At 41.1% G+C, this 22,144-nt stretch carries 19 protein-coding genes and 2 tRNA genes; 10 read left to right on the top strand and 11 right to left on the bottom strand.

Annotated elements, in window-relative coordinates; translation table 11 throughout:
- Positions 1–127 precede the first annotated feature (127 nt).
- Genes ttrB through ttrA form a run of 3 tightly spaced genes read left to right on the top strand, consistent with a single transcriptional unit; the run spans position 128 to position 4,960 of the window.
- On the top strand, positions 128–865 hold the full coding sequence (gene ttrB, locus PSF67_RS18010; protein WP_036957869.1) for a tetrathionate reductase subunit TtrB: 738 nt from the start codon (positions 128–130) through the stop codon (positions 863–865).
- Positions 847–1,893 (top strand): tetrathionate reductase subunit TtrC, encoded by a 1,047-nt coding sequence (gene ttrC, locus PSF67_RS18005; RefSeq protein WP_414153901.1) that lies wholly within the window; start codon positions 847–849, stop codon positions 1,891–1,893. The genes ttrB and ttrC overlap by 19 nt, the downstream gene beginning before the upstream one ends.
- On the top strand, positions 1,886–4,960 hold the full coding sequence (gene ttrA / locus PSF67_RS18000) for a tetrathionate reductase subunit TtrA (protein ID WP_272677406.1): 3,075 nt from the start codon (positions 1,886–1,888) through the stop codon (positions 4,958–4,960). Before ttrC ends, ttrA begins: the two co-directional genes overlap by 8 nt.
- Positions 4,961–5,160: 200 nt before the next feature.
- Here the strand turns inward: ttrA and PSF67_RS17995 are convergent, their stop codons facing one another.
- Both PSF67_RS17995 and PSF67_RS17990 read right to left on the bottom strand, forming a co-directional pair.
- Positions 5,161–6,168, bottom strand: coding sequence for a nickel/cobalt transporter (locus PSF67_RS17995; protein WP_272677405.1), 1,008 nt, complete (start codon positions 6,166–6,168; stop codon positions 5,161–5,163).
- Positions 6,159–6,794, bottom strand: a complete 636-nt coding sequence (locus PSF67_RS17990; RefSeq protein ID WP_166266845.1) for a DUF1007 family protein — start codon at positions 6,792–6,794, stop codon at positions 6,159–6,161. Before PSF67_RS17990 ends, PSF67_RS17995 begins: the two co-directional genes overlap by 10 nt.
- 260 nt (positions 6,795–7,054) lie before the next feature.
- Here PSF67_RS17990 and trhO point away from each other — a divergent pair, with 260 nt between their 5' ends.
- Together trhO and PSF67_RS17980 are read left to right on the top strand one after the other, a co-directional pair.
- Positions 7,055–8,101 carry an oxygen-dependent tRNA uridine(34) hydroxylase TrhO gene (gene trhO, locus PSF67_RS17985; protein WP_102139556.1) on the top strand — a complete coding sequence of 349 codons (1,047 nt, stop codon included), beginning with the start codon at positions 7,055–7,057 and terminating at the stop codon, positions 8,099–8,101.
- Positions 8,102–8,428: 327 nt separating this feature from the next.
- Positions 8,429–8,887: an Hsp20 family protein gene (locus PSF67_RS17980; RefSeq protein WP_166266847.1), complete on the top strand. Its 459-nt coding sequence runs from the start codon at positions 8,429–8,431 to the stop codon at positions 8,885–8,887.
- A gap of 144 nt (positions 8,888–9,031) precedes the next feature.
- Here the strand turns inward: PSF67_RS17980 and PSF67_RS17975 are convergent, their stop codons facing one another.
- The 7 genes from PSF67_RS17975 to PSF67_RS17945 all read right to left on the bottom strand — a co-directional run bounded on the left by PSF67_RS17975 (position 9,032) and on the right by PSF67_RS17945 (position 15,256).
- Positions 9,032–9,625, bottom strand: a complete 594-nt coding sequence (locus PSF67_RS17975) for a LuxR C-terminal-related transcriptional regulator (protein WP_181489862.1) — start codon at positions 9,623–9,625, stop codon at positions 9,032–9,034.
- Between the two features lie 212 nt (positions 9,626–9,837).
- Positions 9,838–10,092 (bottom strand): biofilm formation regulator BssS, encoded by a 255-nt coding sequence (gene bssS, locus PSF67_RS17970; protein WP_004909784.1) that lies wholly within the window; start codon positions 10,090–10,092, stop codon positions 9,838–9,840.
- A gap of 322 nt (positions 10,093–10,414) precedes the next feature.
- A complete protein-coding gene (gene pyrC / locus PSF67_RS17965) occupies positions 10,415–11,464 on the bottom strand; it encodes a dihydroorotase (RefSeq protein WP_102139558.1) in 1,050 nt (349 codons plus the stop codon).
- Between the two features lie 212 nt (positions 11,465–11,676).
- Positions 11,677–11,752 (bottom strand) — tRNA-Asn (locus PSF67_RS17960).
- Positions 11,753–12,012: 260 nt separating this feature from the next.
- On the bottom strand, positions 12,013–12,456 hold the full coding sequence (locus PSF67_RS17955; protein ID WP_195698485.1) for a universal stress protein: 444 nt from the start codon (positions 12,454–12,456) through the stop codon (positions 12,013–12,015).
- Positions 12,457–12,632: 176 nt separating this feature from the next.
- Positions 12,633–13,691 carry an HlyD family secretion protein gene (locus tag PSF67_RS17950; protein ID WP_102139560.1) on the bottom strand — a complete coding sequence of 353 codons (1,059 nt, stop codon included), beginning with the start codon at positions 13,689–13,691 and terminating at the stop codon, positions 12,633–12,635.
- 23 nt (positions 13,692–13,714) lie between these two features.
- The gene (locus tag PSF67_RS17945; RefSeq protein WP_102139561.1) at positions 13,715–15,256 is read right to left on the bottom strand and encodes an MFS transporter; all 1,542 of its coding nucleotides are present in this window, start codon (positions 15,254–15,256) and stop codon (positions 13,715–13,717) included.
- A 153-nt stretch (positions 15,257–15,409) separates the two neighbouring features.
- Between PSF67_RS17945 and PSF67_RS17940 the strand changes: the two genes are divergently transcribed.
- Positions 15,410–16,312 (top strand): LysR family transcriptional regulator, encoded by a 903-nt coding sequence (locus PSF67_RS17940; protein ID WP_272677404.1) that lies wholly within the window; start codon positions 15,410–15,412, stop codon positions 16,310–16,312.
- A gap of 137 nt (positions 16,313–16,449) precedes the next feature.
- Here PSF67_RS17940 and PSF67_RS17935 read toward each other — a convergent pair.
- Both PSF67_RS17935 and PSF67_RS17930 read right to left on the bottom strand, forming a co-directional pair.
- A tRNA-Asn gene (locus PSF67_RS17935) sits at positions 16,450–16,525 on the bottom strand.
- A gap of 135 nt (positions 16,526–16,660) precedes the next feature.
- Positions 16,661–17,164, bottom strand: a complete 504-nt coding sequence (locus PSF67_RS17930) for a YlaC family protein (protein WP_206276187.1) — start codon at positions 17,162–17,164, stop codon at positions 16,661–16,663.
- 479 nt (positions 17,165–17,643) lie between these two features.
- Between PSF67_RS17930 and cspE the strand changes: the two genes are divergently transcribed.
- The 4 genes from cspE to mgtA all read left to right on the top strand — a co-directional run bounded on the left by cspE (position 17,644) and on the right by mgtA (position 22,097).
- Positions 17,644–17,856 (top strand): transcription antiterminator/RNA stability regulator CspE, encoded by a 213-nt coding sequence (gene cspE, locus PSF67_RS17925; RefSeq protein WP_004909801.1) that lies wholly within the window; start codon positions 17,644–17,646, stop codon positions 17,854–17,856.
- 103 nt (positions 17,857–17,959) lie between these two features.
- Positions 17,960–18,151 (top strand): protein DsrB, encoded by a 192-nt coding sequence (gene dsrB / locus PSF67_RS17920; RefSeq protein ID WP_181489861.1) that lies wholly within the window; start codon positions 17,960–17,962, stop codon positions 18,149–18,151.
- A 395-nt stretch (positions 18,152–18,546) separates the two neighbouring features.
- Positions 18,547–19,245: an MgtC family protein gene (locus PSF67_RS17915; RefSeq protein WP_042847948.1), complete on the top strand. Its 699-nt coding sequence runs from the start codon at positions 18,547–18,549 to the stop codon at positions 19,243–19,245.
- Positions 19,246–19,394: 149 nt separating this feature from the next.
- Positions 19,395–22,097 (top strand): magnesium-translocating P-type ATPase, encoded by a 2,703-nt coding sequence (mgtA, locus tag PSF67_RS17910; protein ID WP_272677402.1) that lies wholly within the window; start codon positions 19,395–19,397, stop codon positions 22,095–22,097.
- Positions 22,098–22,144 lie beyond the last annotated feature (47 nt).

Genomic DNA, 22,144 nt, shown 5'->3' with positions numbered 1-22,144 from the left:
AGAAATAACAATTTCAATGGTTATCTTAACGAGACTGTACCCATTGTCAATAACGCATGTAATACAAATAACATATTGATTAATAACTTTTATTTTCGCATTAGCAATGTCAATACTGGAGCCAATTATGGATCTGAGTAAACGAAAATTTCTACAACAAATTGGAGCCGTAACTGCGGGGGCATCATTAATTCCCATTGCAGAAGCAGGGCTCAATTTTTCCCCAACACGCCGAGAAGGCAACCCAGAAAAACGTTATGGAATGTTGATTGATTTGCGCCGCTGTATTGGCTGCCAATCCTGCACAGTAAGCTGCTCGGTTGAAAACCAAACGCCACAAGGCCAATTTAGAACGACAGTGAATCAATATCAAGTCGCAGTGAAAGGCGAAGAAGGGTTCACTAATGTGTTGTTACCTCGTTTATGTAACCACTGTGATAACCCTCCTTGTGTTCCTGTGTGTCCGGTTCAAGCGACTTTCCAACGGGAAGACGGCATTGTTGTCGTTGATAACGAACGCTGTGTTGGCTGTGCTTACTGTGTGCAAGCCTGTCCATACGATGCGCGTTTTATCAACCACTCTACCCAAACTGCGGATAAATGCACATTCTGCGCTCATCGCTTAGAAGTGGGCTTATTGCCAGCTTGTGTTGAATCCTGTGTGGGTGGTGCACGTATTATTGGGGATTTAAAAGACCCTAACAGTACAATTCGTAAAATGCTGACGGAGCACGAGGCTGAAATTAAAGTACTCAAACCGGAAAGTGGCACCTTACCACAAGTTTTCTATATTGGTTTAGATGATGCATTCGTACAGCCGCTGCAAGGCAAAGGGCAGCCCGCATTATGGCAGGAGGTGTTCTGATGAATGGCCAAGTGACTTATATTTCAGAAATTATGGCTCAGCCACAAGAATTCTTCTGGCTTCCTTGGGCGGTACAATATTTCTTCTTCATTGGAATTGCGTCTTGTGCGGTACTGTACGCTTGTTACCTTCATTGGAGAAACAAACCTGAGAACAGCCGCTTAGAGATGATCTCTGTATTTATTGCTATCACAATGGGGATCACTGCCCCGTTAGCATTAACCGCAGATTTACACCAAACCGCAAGGGTATGGCATTTCTACGCACATCCAACAATGTGGTCTTGGATGTGGTGGGGCTCTGTGTTACTACCATTATTCACCACATTTATTGGTTTATATTTTGTCGCGTTAGTGGTGAAACTGATTTGGAAAAAAGAGTTTAAAGCAACGCGTTGGGTAGCCTTGCTGGCTGCGCTTTCAGCGATCGGCTTATTGTTATATACCGGCCGTGAAGCCTCAGTGTTAAATGCACGTCCAATTTGGTATAGCTGGTGGATACCAGTATTGATGTTCCTGAGTGCTCTACAAGTCTTACCTGCTTTGATTGGTTTAGGGGCACGCCGTGAACCTCAATATCAAAATCGCTTAGCCCGCTTCCAAGTGGTGACATTATTGCTGTTCGCCGTGTGTTTTGCGCTATGGCTCTCAGGTGATACGACTTCAGGTATTGCCGTGCGCCAACAGTTAGATACAGCAAGCCCTGGCTGGTGGATGTTGATGGGAGTTTGTGCATTGTGGGTAATCACTTTTGCGATGTCTGTCAGTAATTTAAAAGCGACTCGCTCCATCCCATTTATCACTATTTTAGCCTTAGTTTCAATGGCTTTTGCTTGGACGTTACGTTGGATTTTCCTGATGGAAGTTCAAGCGGTTCCAAAATATAACATTATCGCCAATCCATACCATTTCCCATTGGGAACAGATGGGTTACTGGCTATCGTCGGTACATTCGGTTTATGGATTGCGTTAACAATTATTGTTCGTGAAGGTGTTCGCTGGTTTGCGAGGAGAGTGCAACATGGCTAAATTCTCAAGACGTCAATGGCTTAAAGGTGGTTTGGTTGTCGGTGGTATCGCATTATTTGGTGCAAGCTACCGTGATGTTGCCAAACGTGCAGTCGATGGCCTGGTTAATGGTACGTCAGGTAAAGTCACTCTTGATCGCATCAATGGTAACTCTTTACGCCCTGAAGGACAGGCGCTGAAAGGCTGGCAAGAAAATCCAGAACAAGTGGTTGCGATGACACAGTGTTTTGGTTGTTGGACTCAGTGTGGTATTCGTGCTCGCGTCGATACAGCAAAAAATGAAGTATTGCGTATCGCGGGGAACCCTTATCACCCACTTTCCCATGAAGAGCACTTTCCTTATGGTATGCCGCTGAAAACCGCATTTAACAAAATGAGCGGTGAGTCAGGCCTCGAGCACCGTTCTACTGCCTGTGCTCGCGGTGCGACGTTAATGGAAGGCTTAACAAGCCCATTGCGTATTCTAGAGCCGATGAAACGTGTTGGTAAACGTGGAGAAGGCAAATGGGAGCGCATCAGCTTTGAACAATTAATTAAAGAAGTGGTTGAAGGGGGCGATCTATTTGGTGAGGGGCACGTGGATGGCTTACGGGCAATTCGTGATTTAGAAACGCCTTTAGACCCATCTCAACCTAAATTGGGGCCAAAAGCTAACCAATTATTAGTGACCAACGCAGGTGATGACGGCCGTGATGGCTTTATCCGTCGCTTTGCTCAAAATGCCTTTGGTAGTAAAAACTTCGGTGCACACGGTTCTTATTGTGGACTGGCTTACCGTGCTGGCTCCGGTGCACTGATGGATGATTTGGACAAAAATGCCCACGTTAAACCTGATTGGGATAATGTCCGCTTCGCTTTGTTCCTCGGCACATCGCCTGCGCAATCAGGTAACCCATTTAAGCGCCAAGGCCGCCAGTTAGCGACAGCGCGTTTGCGCGATTCATTTAACTATGTGGTGGTTTCACCTGCATTACCATTAACGACGACTTTAGCGAATGACCACGGTCACTGGGTGCCGGTGCAACCGGGCACTGATGCTGCATTAGTGATGGGGATGATCCGTTGGATCATCGAAAATGAGCGTTATAATGCAAAATACCTCAGCGTGCCAAGTGAAAAATCCATGGAAGCAGCGGGGGAGAAAAGCTGGACTAACTCAACCCATTTAGTGATTACGGATGATAACCACCCATTAGCAGGCAAATTGTTAATTTCTTCTTATATCACAGGAGAAGGTGACAATGAGAAAGCCTATTTAGTGCAAGATGCTGCGGGTGAGTTAAAACTGGCGGATGAAGCCCCTACGGCTGAGCTGTTTGTGACACGCCAAGTGACCTTGCACGATGGCAGTGAAGTGACCGTTAAATCCAGCTTCCAGTGTTTAAAAGAAGCGGCAAACCGTATGACGTTGGAAGAGTACAGCCAGCGTTGCCATGTTCCAGTAAAAACCATTGAATCACTCGGTAAAGCATTAACTTCTTATGATAGAAAAGCCGCGGTTATCTCCCATGGCGGTATGATGGGCGGTAATGGTTTCTACACTGCATGGTCAGTTATCATGCTTAACGCATTGATTGGTAACTTAAACTTAAAAGGCGGTGTCTCTGTTGGTGGCGGTAAATTCAACGGGGAAAACGATGGACCACGTTATAAAATTGCCAGCTATAAAGGTAAAGTGAAACCTAAAGGTGTGGTGTTATCGCGCAGTAATGAAGTGTATGAAAAGTCAGATGAATTCAAAGCGCGCCAAGCGGCAGGTGAAAGCCCATATCCTGCAAAAGCGCCTTGGTACCCGTTTGCGAAAGGCCAACTGACTGAGCAACTAGCATCTGCCTTGATGGGGTACCCCTACGCACTGAAAGCGTGGATCACCAATATGACTAACCCTGTATACGGTATCGCAGGTATTCGTCAGGTGATGGAAGAAAAACTGAAAGACCCAAAACATTTACCGCTGATTATTGGTATTGATGCCTTTATGAATGAAACCACGGCATTAGCAGATTATATTGTGCCGGATACCCATAATTTCGAAAGTTGGGGGTTCAGCGCACCCTGGTCTGGTGTACAGGTCAAAGCCAGTACGGCACGTTGGCCAATTGTTGAGTCACGTACAGCTAAAACCGTGGATGGCCAGCCGGTTTCGATGGAAAGTTTCTGTATCGCAGTAGCGAAAGAACTTAATTTACCAGGCTTTGGCGATAACGTGATTGAGGACATGGATGGCAACATGCATTCACTCAATACAGCGGAAGACTATTACTTAAGAGTGGCTGCCAATATGGCGTGGTTAGGGGAAAAACCAGTCCCTGAAGCCGCAACAGAAGATATCCAAATCAGTGGCGTGGAGCGCATTTTACCGGCTATTACGCGGACTTTAAAACCGGAAGAAGTGCGTCGTGTTGCCTATATTTTCACACGCGGTGGCCGTTTTGCACCTTATGAAAAAGCATGGGATGGCGATGCAACAGGCCCTCAGTGGAAAAAAGGCCTACAAATTTGGAACCCAACGGTGGCAATTAACCGCCATGCTATAACCGGTGAGCGCTATAGTGGTTGCCCGACCTATTATCCACCACGTATGGCAAATGGCGATGATGTGAATACGGTATTCCCAGAAAAAGAGTGGCCGTTGAAACTGATGTCATTTAAATCCCATGTCATGAGCAGTTCAACGACTGTTATTGAACGTTTACGCCATGTGAAACCGACGAACCTTGTCGCTATCCACCCGGATGACGCTGCGAGAATGGGGGTAACACATGGAGATTGGATCCGCATCACCACTCCGGGTGGCCATGCTGAAGCCCAAGTGAGTGTTCTTGATGGCGTAATGCCTGGTGTGCTTGCAATTGAACATGGCTATGGACACACAGAAATGGGGGCGAAGCAGCATTATCTTGATGGCCAACCAATGCCAATGAATGCGGCAAATGGCTCAGGAATTAACTTAAATGACCTTGGGTTCGCTGACCCAACGCGTGAAGTCGCCAACACGTGGTTAGATTGGGTCTCGGGGGCATCAGTTCGCCAAGGCTTACCTGCTCGCATTGAGTTAATTGGTTAAATGAAGTAGTAAGGATGGTTAGTGATGAGGACCTGCATAGCTTTATCATTAGCCATCTGGTAGTTGGCAATAAAATTGGAAGTTGTAATAGTTGGAAGTTGTAATAAGTAGTAAGCAGTTGACATTGCGCATAAAACGGTGTTACTGCACCGTGACTTCGGCAAATGCCAGGGAGGGGGAGCCCTCCCTTTTTTAATGGTTTATCGCAACAGCGGGGAAACCGATTGTTCTAAGCCAATACTCTGTAACATCAAAACGCCCATCAAAATAAATAAAAGACCTGCCAAAATTTTCAGTGTGATTGCCCAATATGGGGAAAGTGACTTTCCTTTTAAGCGTGATACCCGAACGGCATTATCACGCATTAAATGAACAAAAATAGCGATTAAACAAATAGTTAATGCAGTCCCCATAGCCATTGCTAAGGCTGCGATAACCCCCCACGCATATACCTCAATGACATAAGAAAACAGCAATACAAGAATTGCCCCGGAACAAGGGCGAATACCCATCGATAAGATAATCAATAGCTTACTTTTAAAACTGGATTGCAATTGATGGGATTGGATAACGTGTTGGTGTCCACAGCCACAGTTGTCTGAGTGGCTATGGACTTTTGTTTTACTTATTGTTTTCGTTGAAGAATTCAATGGTTGAATGCTTTTTATCGTGAGTGGCGCCAAGTGTTTTGATTTGCGGATTGACCAGCTACGACGCAGTGCGCTGATGCATAAATAACTACCTAGCAAAATGACAAATAGATAACTGGTTTGCTCGGCATATAAACTGGCTTGGTTGAGATGTTTAGTAGAGAGTTTGAATAGGATCAAGACTAAGGAAACTAAAGTGATCGCAACAAGCCCTTGTAAGAGTGAGGCTAGTAAACTAATGATAACACTCTGCTTTAAATGAGTTGCTTGAGTTGCAATATAAGTGGTGATAATTAATTTTCCATGTCCCGGGCCAAGGGCATGCAAAAAGCCATAAGCAAAACTAGCAACCACCAGTAACCCGCCTGCATACCATGGGCGAGAAGTGGTTTCTTGTAATAGGTAAGATAGCCCTTGGTTTAACTGTTTTTGCCAAGCAAAGCTAAGTTGTAGCCATGACCCCCAGTGGGTAAATAGCTGCCAAGCGGCATAGGTAGCAAGCCCCATAAACAGCGCAGTGATTATTAATTTTGGTGTGCGTAAAGGCATTATGGACATTGAATATCAACCCGTTGTGCAAACTGTTTGCCAAGTGCCAAATCTTCTTCTGGGTTATCACTTTTATCTAAGGAAAAAGCGTAGGCACGCATTGAGTCGGTGACATTTGCTTCTTGTAGTTCCATCTGGCAATTTGCGGCAATATCCAAAGGCAGGTGAATTTGCTGTTTATTTGGGTAAGTCATGCTGACGTAGAAAGTTGGGTCGTAAGTTTGAATTTCTATGTGGGAACCAGTAATAGGCAAGGGCTGCATAAAGGAAGCGGTAAAGAAAAAAACTAAAGAAAAGCCATCTTTTTCTAAATGATAGCTATCAGGAATACGTTTAAAGCTGACTTTCTTTCCTTGATAATAAAAGTCAGTGAAATAATCCTGCATCAACACATTCGCCATAATAATAGCTTCTTGCTGTTTCCAACGCGGGTCATCCGGTTTGATACCTTTTAATTCATATGCGATATCCGCTGATGTCATTGGGTCCATTTTCCAAACATAGCTAATCCCTGAATATTTATCTTGTTTACTTTCAAGGGAAATTTGCATCTCAATAAAACTATGAGGGTGTGCCGCTGCGTGTGGAGCAACCATAAACAGAAATAAAAAATAGAAAGGAAAAAATCGCATCATTCAGTCAGCTAAATTGTTTTATCAAAAAAATGTTATAACATAACGAAGCGCAAACTAAAAAGAAAAATATCCGCTGATGATTGAAAATAGTATCTAAACGATTAGTTAATACTTTCATCACAATAACCCTGCAAATAAAGGGTTTTTTATTAACAAAATAACAGCGATAATATTTAATAATGGTCAAGTGTGGACACTTCGTGGACACCATCCGATTTTTGCTTTAGAAATTAACTCGTTACAAAGGAAAAGAGAACACCATGCCAGTGTTACATAATCAAGTTTCAAATAAAATTTTAAAAGAGCGTATGTTGGCTGAAACTGAGCCTCGTACCACAATCTCTTTTTATAAGTATTTCACTATTCAAGACCCAAACGAATTTCGCAATCAATGGTATCAACAATTTAAATCATTAAGCGTTTTTGGGCGTGTTTATATTGCCAAAGAAGGTATTAACGCCCAAATTAGTGTGCCTGAATCCAATGTGAACGCATTACGCGAACTTATCTATGCAACAGACCCTGCATTAGAAAACCTACGTTTAAATATTGCGATTGATGATGACGGTAAATCGTTCTGGGTGCTGCGCATGAAGGTCCGTGAGCGAGTGGTAGCTGACGGTATTGATGACGAAACATTTAACCCAGCAAATACGGGGCAATATCTAAAAGCTCATGAAGTGAATGAGATGATTGATGACCCAAATACTGTTTTCGTCGATATGCGAAATCATTATGAGTATGAAGTAGGGCGTTTTGATAATGCAATTGAAATACCGTCAGATACGTTTAGGGAGCAACTGCCAATGGCGGTTGAAATGCTGCAAGAGCAAAAAGACAAAAACGTTGTAATGTATTGTACTGGTGGGATCCGTTGTGAAAAAGCCAGTGCCTATATGCTGCATAACGGCTTCAAAAATGTCTACCATGTTGAAGGTGGGATTATTGAATACGCACGTAAGGCGAAAGAACAAGGCCTACCTTTACGGTTCAAAGGGAAAAACTTTGTTTTTGACAACCGTATGGGTGAGCGTATTACAGAGGACACATTAGCACAATGCCACCAATGTGGGGCTCCTTGTGATGCGCATACCAATTGCCGTAACGATGGTTGCCATTTGTTGTTCATTCAATGCCCTAGCTGCGCAGAAAAGTATGAAGGTTGTTGCAGTTCATCTTGCACAGAAGAAATGAAACTTCCAGAGCAAGAACAACGGGCACGCCGTGCAGGTCGTGAAGTCAGTAATAAAATCTTTAATAAGTCACGTCACCGTTTATCTGATGGGTTATTAAATAAAGATAACTAGTTATTGATATTCTCGATAATAAGATAGCCCTATAATTAGGGCTGATTAGAGCAAGATAAAATTAATTGAAATAAAAAATTTATTTCATTCGATGTCATCACGTTGCTTATACCCCATGCATTTTGTATGAAATTCATGGGGTTTTTGTTAATGGTTTACAGCTGGTAACGCCATTTTGTAAAGAAGTGTAATTTAAGGCTTGAAATACGCGTAACTGGCACTATATAAGAATTGCACCAAGAAAGAGCATTATTCCATACTAGGTACACAGGTAATGGTGCATAGTCGTACGTGTTAGATTGATATAAAAATATTGAAGGAGAAATTATGTCTAACATTAGATCTTTTTCATTATTCCCAACATTATCCGATAGCCTACTTTCTAACAGATTTGACCAAATGGATCGTTTGTTTAGCCAGCTAACAGGTAATAGGCCTTTAACTTCAGAGCATCCGTATAATTTAAAACAAGTAAATGAAACAAGCTATCAATTAACGGTTAGTGTTCCAGGTTATAAGGAAGAGGACTTAAGCGTATCCCTAAAAGGTGGGAAATTGTATATTCAAGGTGAGCAATCAGCAGAATTAGTTAATGATTCTGAGAAATGGATCCATCAAGGAATAACGCAAAGTAAGTTTTCCCTTGAGTTTAACCTCGGTAAAAATGTGAAGATAGAAAGTGCTGAGTTATCTAGTGGTTTACTAACTCTGGATATTGAATATGAAATCCCGGATGAAGAAAAACCTCGAGTTATCGCTATTGAAAATAAAGATATAAAATCATAGAACTAAAATTTATGGCCCGTCAGCAGTTAGAGTGACTTTATAACGATGGACACTTTTGTTGACCGGTTTGCAAGGCCTGATTTCGCTATTTAAACGGAGTCAGGCCTTTTAGTTTTGTTTCAGTCAATTTAAATTAAAACATTTTTAATATAAATATTTAAATACATTATATATAAAAAATAACTCAATTCTATTTTTGACGAAAACTTTCGAGGCTATATGCCTTTTTTGTGAATAAACAGTACTGTTACTGATCCCTAACTTTCGAGAAATAATATGATTAGGCGTCTCATTCATCCAATTATTAATAATGTTTTGTTCTTTAATTGTAAAAATGGATGAATCTATATTATTAGCAAGTTTGGTAATTTTTTCGATTTGCTCATGGTCTTGAATAACTCTATCAAGCGTTTGAATAATAATGCTTTTTGATAGGATGAAATAATTATCTTTTAATAGTAATGGGTTGTTTGTTTGTGGGTAAGGGGCATTTATATAAATATAAAAACGTGTATTATTAGCATTGTTTAATAACTGCTGTAGGATAGGGCAGTAATTAGAGTAATTACAATAGTATGTAAGATTCACTAATATAATACTTGGTAGTTCTGTGTTTATAAAGCCAATGGCTTCTTTTATACATCCTGTACTAATAAATTCGAGTTTTTTATTTTTGGATAAATATTCTGTAATGCCAAGACGTGTATAATAACATTCATCAATAACTAATATTCGCATTGGAACATCCTTGTTCAAGAAGATATCTTACAATAAATTGGAATTGATAGAGAAGTCAACCAAGGATTAATAAAAACAATAAATAGTGTTCTTATTTACAATTGCAAATTATTAATTAATTGATAAGGTAATTATATAAGGATATATAATTACCCATATGGATGAATATATAAATAAATGGATATTAGTGACACTAATATCCATTTATTTCCCTAGTGTGTTTTAAAACCAAGCTCGACATATTCACCTGACTCTATCTTGTCTACGCCAGCTTGGAGAATATGAATGAGTTGTTTAGCCACATCAGTCGTTAGCCACATGGTTTTATCCACAATAGCGTCACCTGTGTGTTTATCTTGTTCAGGGAGGTAGTGCAAACGCAACATCATAGCGTCGTAATCATCGACTGTGCTGATGTCCCAGCCAACTACTGGGTGGGTTTGAATGACATCATTTTTTTTATTCATATAAACCTCCTAATCAAACATCGTGATAAATAATAAATATCTATAACTGACTAAGAGCAATGATCTCGTGATGAGTCCACTTCCAGTATAAGGAGATTTCACCAATAATAAAGCAAATAAAACATTTTTTTTGTTTATATGACAGAAAATGCATAAAGTGAATCATTATGTTCGTCGGCAAGTGTCATCAATTGTGAAAATACACAAGGAAAATCAATTTATTGATCTTTAATTGGCCATGCTAAGTCGGTAAATTATGTTTTTATCCTACTTAGCTAATAATGATATGGGAAGTCATTTTAACTTCCCATTGACGTGTTCACTACTGGCCCAGAGAAATTGTCCAGCGAGCGTCTTCTCCTGCTAAGAAAGGAACTAATTTATCATTGCAGCAGTCAATCGATTCACAAATGATATTTTGCTCTTTAGTTAGCGTGATGGTTCCTTCATTCACGGGTAAGTTATAGAATTTAGGGCCATTTAATGAACAAAAAGCTTCGAAATGTGCTAAAGCCCCGAGTTCTTCAAAAACACTTGCGTAAGCCGCTAATGCAGTAGGAGCGTTAAAGACCCCAGCGCAACCGCAGGAAGACTCTTTACGTGACTGTATGTGTGGTGCGGTATCGGTACCAAGGAAGAAACGCTCACACCCTGAAGCAACGGCTGCACGTAGTGCTTCTTGGTGCACATTTCGTTTCAAAATAGGCAAGCAAAATAAATGCGGTCTTACACCACCAACTAACATGTGGTTACGATTAAACATTAAATGTTGAGGTGTCAAAGTTGCAGCTGTAAATTCATTTGCTTCTTGGACATACTGAGCCGCTTCTTTGGTGGTTATGTGCTCAAAAACAATTTTCAGTTTTGGAAACTGTGCCCGTAGTGGCAACATAACTTGTTCAATAAACAGTGCTTCTCGGTCAAAAATATCGATATGGCTTGCTGTGACTTCACCATGGATAAGCAGTGGCATTCCTGCTTCTTCCATTGCTGCTAATACGGGGTAAATCTTTTTAATATCAGATACGCCATGGCTAGAGTTAGTTGTTGCATTAGCCGGGTAGAGTTTACAGGCCGTAAATACCCCTTCGTTAAACCCACGAATGACTTCAGTAGGATCTGTGCTATCAGTAAGGTAGCAAGTCATTAAAGGGGTAAATTGATGCCCTTCGGGAACTGCGTTTAGAATGCGCTCACGGTAAGCCTTTGCGGCTTCAATCGTTGTGATTGGCGGAACTAAATTCGGCATGACAATTGCACGGCCAAAAAATTCACTGGTATAGGGAACGACCGTTTTTAACATATCATCATCGCGAAAATGAACATGCCAATCATCAGGGCGGCGGATCGTTAGGGTAGTTACAGTTGTCATTAAACCGGCTCCATAAGGGAAGAGTGAATGATGAGCGAGTGCTCAAGCCGGAATAGAATGATAAAGGTAAAGTGAAAAAATAGCTATGAGAAATCGCGATTATAGCGTATTTCAGAGGCAGATCGCGCAAAAGACGTAAATAGGTTAATTATTCAAATCGTTTAATAGCAAAAAACCTGCTTAAGTTTCCTTAAGCAGGTTTCTCTAAATTTTGGCTCCTCCAGCTGGACTCGAACCAGCGACATACGGATTAACAGTCCGCCGTTCTACCGACTGAACTATGGAGGAACTCCTTGGTACGCAGAGGATATTAGCTTTCTCTTACTGTATTGTCAAAGGAGAATAGCGAAAAAAATGTTTGTTTGCCTGTTATCTGTGCGAACTGTCGGAAGTTTGATCGAAAATAGCCTAGTGGTGATAAATCAAAGCGATACACTAACGAAAGGCGTGTCACAAATCTGTGTTGATGGGCTGTATATTATTTTGATTTTAGTGGCTAACTGCGGTTAACCACTGGGTAATAGCTGGATATCATTTACCAGAAATATCTACAGTGGAATGACGAGAACGGGTTGGGTGATATCGTCGAGTAAACTACGAGTCACCGAGGTATTAAGCCAGCGCCCAAGTGAAGAAAGATGACGATGAGAAATGATTAATAACTCACAATTATACTTTTCCATTTTCTTGGGGATGGTATTGATAGGTGTACCCGCCGCGAGTAGCCCTTCGGCTTTAAACCCCATGTTGTTTAAGGCGGTTGTGACTTCTTTTAACTGTTTTTGTGCCAAAGCTTCTTCTTTTTGCGCGGCAGGGTATTCATCCCACTCATCACTCTCTTTAGTTAATCCAGTACGGCTTAGTGCAAAGGTATTATCAACAACAGTTAATACAATGACATTGCTGACGCAGCCAGCCATGCGTTGCATAAAGCTAAGGGCATTACTGCTATTTTCAAAGCTGTCGACCGCTAACAATACATTATTAATCATGATTATTTCCTAATAAGCGACCTAAATAGCGCTCTTAAAGTTAGATTCCCCTTTCTTCCAATCCCCTTTGGCAAGCAGCGAGGTTTTGGGGCCATCCGTTCATTGATAAATTTAAAACAACCCACCATTCGGTGGGCAAAGTTGCTGAGTTCTGTGTGGTAGCCCAGTTTTGTTCATCAGCGGCTCCCATCCAGTGTATTAATGGTGACATCTGCGGACATGCCCACACGTAATGCATCCATCATCGCAGCGTGGTCGGCGTTGCTATCAAAAATAATTTTTACAGGTATACGCTGTACAATTTTAGTAAAATTACCTGTCGCATTTTCTGGGGCAACGGGGGAGAAACTTACACCAGACGCTGGCGCAATACTGTCGACATAGCCTTTCAATATTTTCCCTGGGAAGGTGTCTATACTGATATCAACAACTTGGCCGTGAGTAATATTTTCCAATTGAGTTTCTTGATAATTCGCGATGATGTAGAGCTTGTTTTGGGGAACTATGGCCATTAAGGCATCACCAGGCTTGACAAACTCACCGACACGCAAACTTTTTTTACCAATTATGCCTCCAATGGGCGCAGTAATACGGGTGTAGGAGAGATTAAGCTCGGCCATCTCTTTTTTAGCTTGTGCTAATGTCAATTCAGCATTGCTATCGGCCTGTTTTGCTTCTAATACTTGCAACATATTTTTGGCTGCTTTTAATGATGCTTCGGCTTGTGCAACACTTGCTGTCATTGTTTGTACACGTGTGGTTGCTTGTTGTGCAGCTTGTTGTGAGCCAGCACCGGTATTTGCCATTTTGTGGTAGCGAATTTTTTCTTGGTGCGCAAATTGCAGTTCAGCTTTTGCCGATTGTAGTTGGGCTTCTGCTGCAGCGATCAAGGCTTGCTGACGTGTTAAATTGGCTTTTGCATCATCTTGACGTGCGCGAGCGGATTGCTCTTGTGCAGCCGCTTGAGAAAGTGCAACCGTGAATTCTCTAGGGTCAATGACGGCTAATAATTCACCTTCTTTAACCCATTGGTTATCTTGTACAAGGACTTCGGTCACTACGCCTGAAATTTGTGGTGAAATACGTGAAATATCTGCACGGATATAGGCATCATTGGTATTTTGAGCGGTTTTTTTAATCGCGAACTTATTAATTAATAACCCTCCCATCAAAACAGCAATAGCGGTGATAGCCAGAGCGACATTTTTATTAATTTTTAATTTGATCTTACTCATTCTAATTTCCTGATAATCAATAACTAAGCAGCGGCAACAGACCGCGGTGGGTAAATACGAGTCGGCATCACTAAAATTAGCCCGGTTAATAACAGTGCCAAACCAGAAACTAGCAAATATAGGTCTGAGCTAGCTAAAACATGCCCTTGGTTTGAGGCGAGTTTAGTGAGTTCACCGATAGAGTTTGTGGCAGTATCGCGATAAGTACTGCCGTAGCTGTCAGCAATCACGCCCGAATGGAAATCGCCTCGCTGGCGGCTTAACAGGGCGATTGCTCCCCCAGCAGCCGTTGCCGCAAAACCTTTAACGGCATTAAACCAAGCCGCAGCAAAGGGGCCATCAGTGGGCAATAACCCACCTGTTGCCATCATCAACAGCGGAATGACGGCCATGGGTTGTGCTACGGCTTGCAAGAGGGAAATCATTCTAAAGTTGTCGCCATTCCAATCAGGAGTCAGCTGCGATGCGAGAACACAAGCGGCTGCCATCAAAAGTAAACTCATGGCGAGTACCCAACGGCAATCAACTTTTGGGGTATTACAAATAATGGCAATGATAGGGAGCGTAATGAGTTGTGGAAGTGATACCCATAGCATCATGTCTGAGGTTTGTTCTAGGCGATACCCTTGAATAGCCGATAAATAGCCAGAGGTAATATTCACCAAAGAAACCATAATCAACAACACACCACCCAGGGTGATTAATGAGAACGACAGGTTTCGTTTGCCAAGTAACTGTAAATTGAAAAAGGGTAATGGGTGATACCACTCGTTTATCAAAAACAGGGCTAATAGGCCAAGGCCACCAATTAATAAAACATAAATTAATGATGAATTTAACCAATCAAGGCGTTCCCCTTGAGAAATTCCCACAGTGAGCATGGCAAGTGCACTTCCACCCAGAAGTAAACCTCGCCAGTTAAACTGTTTGAGTCGTTCTAAGCGTAAAGGGTCTTGCGGCAAACCAAAGCCAATGCAGATGGTGGCTATCGCCATAAGAGGCAAATTCCAATAAAAATATCCACTCCATCCCCAGTGGAAGGCAAAAGCGGCTGCAGTGGCACCAAAAGTAGCACTCCAGGCAGAAACCCAGCCATAAGCCCCTAAACCTAAAACTTTAATAAGCGGAGGCATAAAACGCAGCACTACCGTCATTAACATCGGTGGGAGAGCGCCGCCAGCAAAGCCTTGTAAACTACGTATTGTCAATAGAAGGGCATAATGGTCTCCAAGCCATGGTGTAATTAACCCGCCAATCAGATAAATAGAGCACATAACAAGAGCCACACGACGTAGTGAGAATGTCGGCCAAAAGCAAGGCGTAAATCCTGAACCAATTACAAAACCGGTTACATAACAAGTGATTAACCAACTGCCAGTATCAATATTTAATGCCATTGCGCCCTGAATATCGCCTAGAGCGAATTTACTGGCGTTTTCTCCCACGCCACTCGCCATTACCGCTAAAAAAACACCAAATAGCCCCATCCATGTGCGACCACTGATCTCACTCGCGCTGGCTATCCATTTGTTTTTTTTGGGCTGCGTGATAGACGCATCAACCATTTCAAACTCCTGCTATTTAAAAATTTGTTCTGTCATTTTTCAGCAGTAGTATCTAAACTTTATTAAATTGTTTAAAATGAAATGATGTAATTAAATTATTGCATAAAACGCAATCCACTAATAAGGAGGGCTGCAAAGGGGCGAGGAGGATAAATGCCACAAAAAATTGATTTCAATTTGATTTATGCGTTGAATTTATTATTGGAAGAGGGGAGTGTAGGAGGGGCAGCCGAAAAAATGAATTTAAGTGCTCCCGCTATGAGCCGAATTTTAGGGCGAATTCGTGAGCAATTTAATGACCCGATCCTCGTCAGGGCGGGGCGTAAATTAGTACCAACACCGAGAGCATTAGAACTAAAAGAACAACTTAGCCATATTATTGCTCAAGCAGAAGCGCTAATTGATCCTGACGAATTACTCAATCCAAAAACATTAGAAAGAACATTTGTTATTCGTGCGAATGATATTTTTATTGGTGCTTTAGGAGGCGGGTTATTAGAAAAGCTGAGGGAACTCGCTCCACAAAGCCGTTTAGTTTTTATCGCAGAAAGCGATACAGAAGATGATTCTTTGCGTAGTGGTAAGGTAGATTTGGTTATCGGTTCTTCCCGAGATTGGCACCCTGAAATTAAGGCTCAGAGCTTATTCACCAGCACTTTTCAGGCACTAGTTCGCCCAGGGCACCCGATTATCGGGCAGGTGACGCCTGAAAGTTTAACACATTTCCCGCATATCAGCGTATCACGCAGAGGGCGTACGCTTGGGCCAATTGATGACGCATTACGCGACCTTCAATTACAACGCAATGTTGTGTTGACCTTACCTAGCTTTCATTCAGCCATGATGCTAACAATGAACTCTGATTATATTTTGCCGCTCCCTCGTCATGTGCTGCAAGGGGTAAAGAGTGTTAATTTGCCGTTGGTTGAGATTGAACTTCCCTTGGAGTTAGAATCGATATTTATCGTGCAAGCATGGCATCCAAGGTTGGACAGAGACCCTGCGCATCAATGGCTGCGCCAGACGATTAAACAATTTTTTCTAGAGAAAGAATAACGTTTTATTTTTATGGTAGGTGCTTAGTATCTGCTTTGGAAACACAATAAGAGTAGTAAGCAGAGCAATATTAATAAGTAAAATTTTCAGATAGATACAGATAGCAAAAAGCCCGCATTAAGCGGGCTTTTTAAATTTGGCTCCTCCAGCTGGACTTGAACCAGCGACATACGGATTAACAGTCCGCCGTTCTACCGACTGAACTATGGAGGAATTGCTTGTTCCTGAGAACGAGGCGAATATTAACGATATCATCTCAGGCTGTCAATCATAAAAACAGAAAAAATATCTAACTGTTCATTCACTGCACATTATGATGAAGTTTTACTCTAGTTAATTGATATTGAATTAATTTTGAGCCGCAAGCGTGCCAGATAATTGCGGAGAAACTTCAGGGTAAGCGACGTGATAGATATCATAAAATGAAATCATTCCCTTTAAAGCAATTAAACGTGATATTTCTTGTTTGATAGCAGGGCTAACATCTTGTGAATCAATAATTTTGCTTATTGCATTATCAGAAACTGGTTCAGTGACAAACCATTCCCCGTTATAACAAACACGTAAATCTAGCACACCAATATCTTCAAAATGATAAACAGGCTTAATGTCAAAAAGTAGCACACTGGCTAACACAATAAAGAGGATGGTGATACCCAGAGCCCAATAAGGGCCAAAATAAGGGGCATACCAAAGAATAATGGCAAGAGGGACATAAGCTGCAACCATGCCGACACATAAATAAGGGTGATTGGCAAGAAATTGGCTATTAAAATAAGGTTTCCCATCACGGTTTTCACGTTTATTGATGGTATCCAAATCTTCGACGAGTATTTGTTTGATAATATCCATGTGTATAACTCTCTGTCAGATATCTATACTAGGAGGGTATCACGAGCAATTGAGATTGTTATATATCAGTTAAAAAAAATATTTACACAGATTGTCATCGTATCAGATAATTCTTACTGACATAGAGTGAGTTGCTGGCTTTTTAAATTAAAGTTTTCTTTAAATTATCAACTAAATGCAACGATTTTGTTAACGTTATAGTCGATAAAAGTGATGTAATCGAAAAAACGGCATATTTTTCAGGTTTGCTCGTATAAAATAGTTGCTATTATCTTTAAGTCATGAGTTAATGAGTATCGGCCTGTTTAGCAGTCCTATTTGATGTATGATTACTGAGTTAGTGTGTTCTAAAGAAAAAAGTTATCACAGATAGCCTTTGACCGTGACGCTTCATCTTGGTGTTTCCCTGATTAAATAGTTGACTCTGGCCCGTATATGCCAAAAGGCAAGTTTTTTTGATGTTATATAGGAAAAGTCAAATGTCCGACAAAATGAAAGGTCAAGTTAAGTGGTTCAACGAGTCTAAAGGCTTCGGTTTCATCACTCCAGCTGATGGTAGCAAAGACGTTTTCGTCCACTTCTCTGCCATTCAGGGCAATGGTTTCAAAACTCTGGCTGAAGGTCAGCAAGTTGAATTCACCATTGAAAACGGTGCAAAAGGCCCAGCAGCTGCTAACGTAACTGCTATCTAAGCTAATTGCTTAACTGATTTTCTAAAGCCCGTCATTTTTAATGACGGGCTTTTTCGTATGCGCTACATTTATGGTTAACTTATTTTGTTGGGAAAAGAGTGTTATGAATATTAATGACCGTGTTTATGTAAAAACAGACGGAGAAGAGCGCCGAGAAGGTACTATTTTACTTATAGAACCTTTTAATGAAGGGATAATGTATTTAATTGCATTACCTGATTACCCTGAAGGTATTTGGTTCTTTAATGAAAAAGAAGGTGATGAAGGGATTTTTGTTACGCCAGTTGAAAGATAAGTTTCAATTTAATGGACACTTTGTTCTTTACTTAATAATTTTCCCCACTTATACTCCTCCCATCTTTTACTTAGGAGATTATTACTTGGACAGTCAGAGTTGGAATAAAAACTTAATTTAATGGCAAGCCAGTAATCTTCTTTTCTTTTTGCTGCTTGCCACGACGGCGGGCGGTATCTGATGTTTCCTCATCACACTACTCCCTTATAATTGTATTTAATTAAATAGCGTATTATAGCTGTATTGAGTGTGTATCATGTTGGTATATATTTATTCTCTATTTCCTCCAGGCAATAGCTAATGGTTTTTGAGTAATTTATTTTACTCAAAATATAGCTATATGCTTTTTATTAAGCATATAAATCATTATCCAAGTTATTTTTGGAGGGATTATCATGCTTTTTTCCCCTGATATTTTAAATTTACTGTCTGCTATGTGTTTTGGTGCATTAATTGGTGCTGAGCGCCAATGGCGTCAACGAATGGCGGGTTTGAGAACGAATGCACTGGTTGCAACTGGCGCAGCCGTGTTTATTTTAAGTTCTGTAACGACATCACCAGATAGTCCCGGGCGTATTGCCGCTCAAGTGGTGTCTGGAATTGGTTTCCTTGGGGCGGGAGTAATCATGCGTGAAGGCATGAACATCCGAGGGCTAAACACTGCGGCAACACTTTGGTGTTCTGCGGGGATCGGTGTTTTATGTGGATTAGGGCAATACTCTCTGGCATTGATGGCGACGTTATTAATTTTATGCGCCAATATTTTGTTAAGAGAAGCCGCTTCACGAATTAATAAGCAACCACAACAGCAAGCACTCGATGTAGAACAACGTTATAAAATTCGTGTCATGTGCCATCAAACGGATGAAATCTTAGTAAGAACACTTATTTTACAAGCAATTAACGGATTACATATTCGGTTGCGATCGTTAAGCAGTGCAGACACATTGAAACCTGAACAGCTGGAAGTGTGTGCTGAATTTCTCGCGACACCTGCCGAGCAAAAAGAAATTGAAGCATTGGTATGCAGAATAAGTCTTGAGCAAAGTGTTAGTGCTATCAATTGGAAAGTGGCATCAGAGCTACCTGCCTGATGACTTTAAATTAACTCACTATAGGAGCTGAAATGGACGACCACCCTCCGTCATGGAGATATAAATTGGAGCTATCCTACTGATAATAATTTAATTTTATTTCAGTTGGATAGCGTAAAAATCACGAGTGTTGTATTCGAGACAACGTTATGACTGAAATAAGAGAACCGCGCAAAAGCGTCAAAGCGGCTGCACGCCAAAAATTTATTGTTGGCGAACAAGCGAGTAAAAACATTGAGCAAGTGCTCAATGAATATCAAACAAATTTATTAGGCTTACCAGAGAATGAGGCAATGGATCGCCTTGTTACTGAAGGCGAAAATGAAGTTGCTCATGAAAAAGCCCCTCCAGCATGGAAACAATTGATCTCTTCTTTTAAAAATCCATTCATATTCGTACTGATTATATTAGCCATTGTGAGCTTTTTTACGGATTATGTTATTCCCAAACGTCAAGGCGAAGAAACAGATTTAACCGGGGTGATTATTATCGTCACGATGGTTTTATTGAGTGGATTTTTACGTTTTTGGCAAGAGTATCGAACCAATAAAGCCGCAGAAGCCTTGAAATCCTTAGTTCGTACGACAGCGACTGTATTTCGGCGTGATAATAAAACGGGGCGTTCTGTTCGAAAAGAGGTACCAATTAAATGCCTAGTCCCTGGGGATATTGTGTTGTTATCCGCAGGAGATATGGTTCCTGCTGACCTAAAACTTGTTGAATCAAGAGACTTGTTTATCAGCCAAGCCATTCTAACAGGGGAATCAATACCTGTAGAAAAATATGACACATTGGGTGATGTTTCAGCTAAAAGTTTAGAACCTGTATCGCCAACAGAAAATGAATTGTTAGAAATTTCAAATATCTGCTTAATGGGAACCAATGTTACCAGTGGTACAGCGCGTGGAATTGTAGTAGCAACGGGCGGAAAAACCTATTTAGGCTCACTGGCCAAATCGATTGTGGGAAGCCGTGCGCAAACATCGTTTGATCGTGGTGTGAATAGTGTCAGTTGGTTATTGATCCGTTTTATGTTAGTCATGGTACCAATTGTATTGCTTATCAATGGGTTTACAAAAGGAGATTGGTTCGAAGCGACATTATTCTCACTGGCTGTTGCCGTGGGGCTAACGCCCGAAATGTTACCGATGATTGTAAGCTCAAACTTAGCCAAAGGGGCAATCGCCATGTCGAAACACAAGGTGATTGTCAAAAGGTTAAATGCGATACAAAACTTTGGTGCGATGGATGTGCTGTGTACGGACAAAACGGGAACATTAACGCAAGATCGTATTATTTTAGAACATTATTTAGATAGTAATGGGCAGAAAAATAGTAAAATTTTGCAATTAGCCTGGCTAAACAGCTTTCACCAAAGTGGTGCTAAGAACATGATGGATCAGGCTATTATCCGTCGAGGTAGAGGTAACAGTGAAGTTGAGCAGCTAAAAGCATTCCAAAAAATTGATGAATTGCCCTTTGATTTTATTCGACGCAAATTGTCAGTAACTGTGAGAACACCGGAAGGTGAAGCCCTACTTATTTGTAAGGGAGCGGCTGAGGAAATGTTAGCTGTTTGCCAAAGTTACCAACAAGATGGTGAGCTTCATTTACTGGATGACCAAGCAAGAACAAAAATTACTGAGCTAGTGAGTGACTATAACAGACAGGGATTTCGTGTATTGTTACTCGCTACTCGTCATTTGAATAAGGCGGAAGCCAGCTTACCGCTTTCGGCTCAAGCTGAGTATCAGTTAGAATTACAAGGCATTTTAACTTTCCTTGACCCTGCAAAAGAAAGTGCAATTTCAGCTATTGCTGCACTACGTGAAAATGGTGTGATGGTTAAGGTGTTGACGGGTGATAATGCGATTATTACTGAAAAAATTTGTCATGATGTTGGTTTAAATATCAGTGAAATCATGACCGGCTTAGAGGTTGAGGAGCTGACAGACGAAGAGTTGAGCCAAAAAGTTGAACAGGTTTCAGTTTTCTGTAAATTAACACCGCTGCAAAAATCCCGTATTTTAAAACGGTTACAAGCTAATGGACATACGGTTGGTTTTCTTGGTGATGGGATCAATGATGCGCCTGCGTTACGTGATGCTGATGTGGGAATTTCAGTTGATACAGGGACGGATATTGCTAAGGAGTCTGCGGATATTATCCTACTTGAAAAAGATTTGATGGTATTAGAGCAAGGGGTGATTAAAGGACGAGAGACTTTTGGTAATATTATTAAATACTTAAACATGACCGCGAGCTCTAACTTCGGTAACGTATTTTCTGTATTAATTGCGAGCGCATTTATTCCCTTCCTACCGATGCTAGCCATTCATTTGCTCGTTCAAAACTTGCTGTATGATATTTCCCAGCTTGCATTGCCATGGGATAAAATGGATAAAGAGTTTTTAAAGCGCCCCCGCAAATGGGATGCAAAAAATATCGGTCGCTTTATGATTTGGATTGGGCCAACATCATCTATCTTTGATATTACGACTTTCGCACTAATGTGGTACGTGTTCCAAGCGAATAGTGTTGCTCATGAAGCGTTGTTCCAATCGGGTTGGTTTGTTGAAGGGTTACTTTCACAGACGCTAGTTGTTCATATGTTAAGAACACAAAAAATACCGTTTATACAAAGTACTGCTGCACTACCTGTTATGCTAACAACGGGGTTAATTATGGCTCTTGGGTTATATATTCCATTTTCTTCATTTGGTGAAATGATAGGATTACAACCGTTACCAATAGAATATTTCCCATGGCTAGCACTTACATTAGTGAGCTATTGTGTTGTCGCTCAGCTGATGAAGCAATTTTATATCAAACGTTTTGGAACTTGGTTATAAAATAGGGTTAAAAGGGGGGAGGTCCAATAACCTCTTATCTGTTTTGT

It is taken from the genome of Providencia sp. PROV076, from assembly GCF_028483405.1.
Lineage (GTDB): Bacteria > Pseudomonadota > Gammaproteobacteria > Enterobacterales > Enterobacteriaceae > Providencia > Providencia huaxiensis.
Note: the sequence above shows the minus strand (reverse complement) of the source record. Positions and strands in the feature narration are given on the sequence as shown.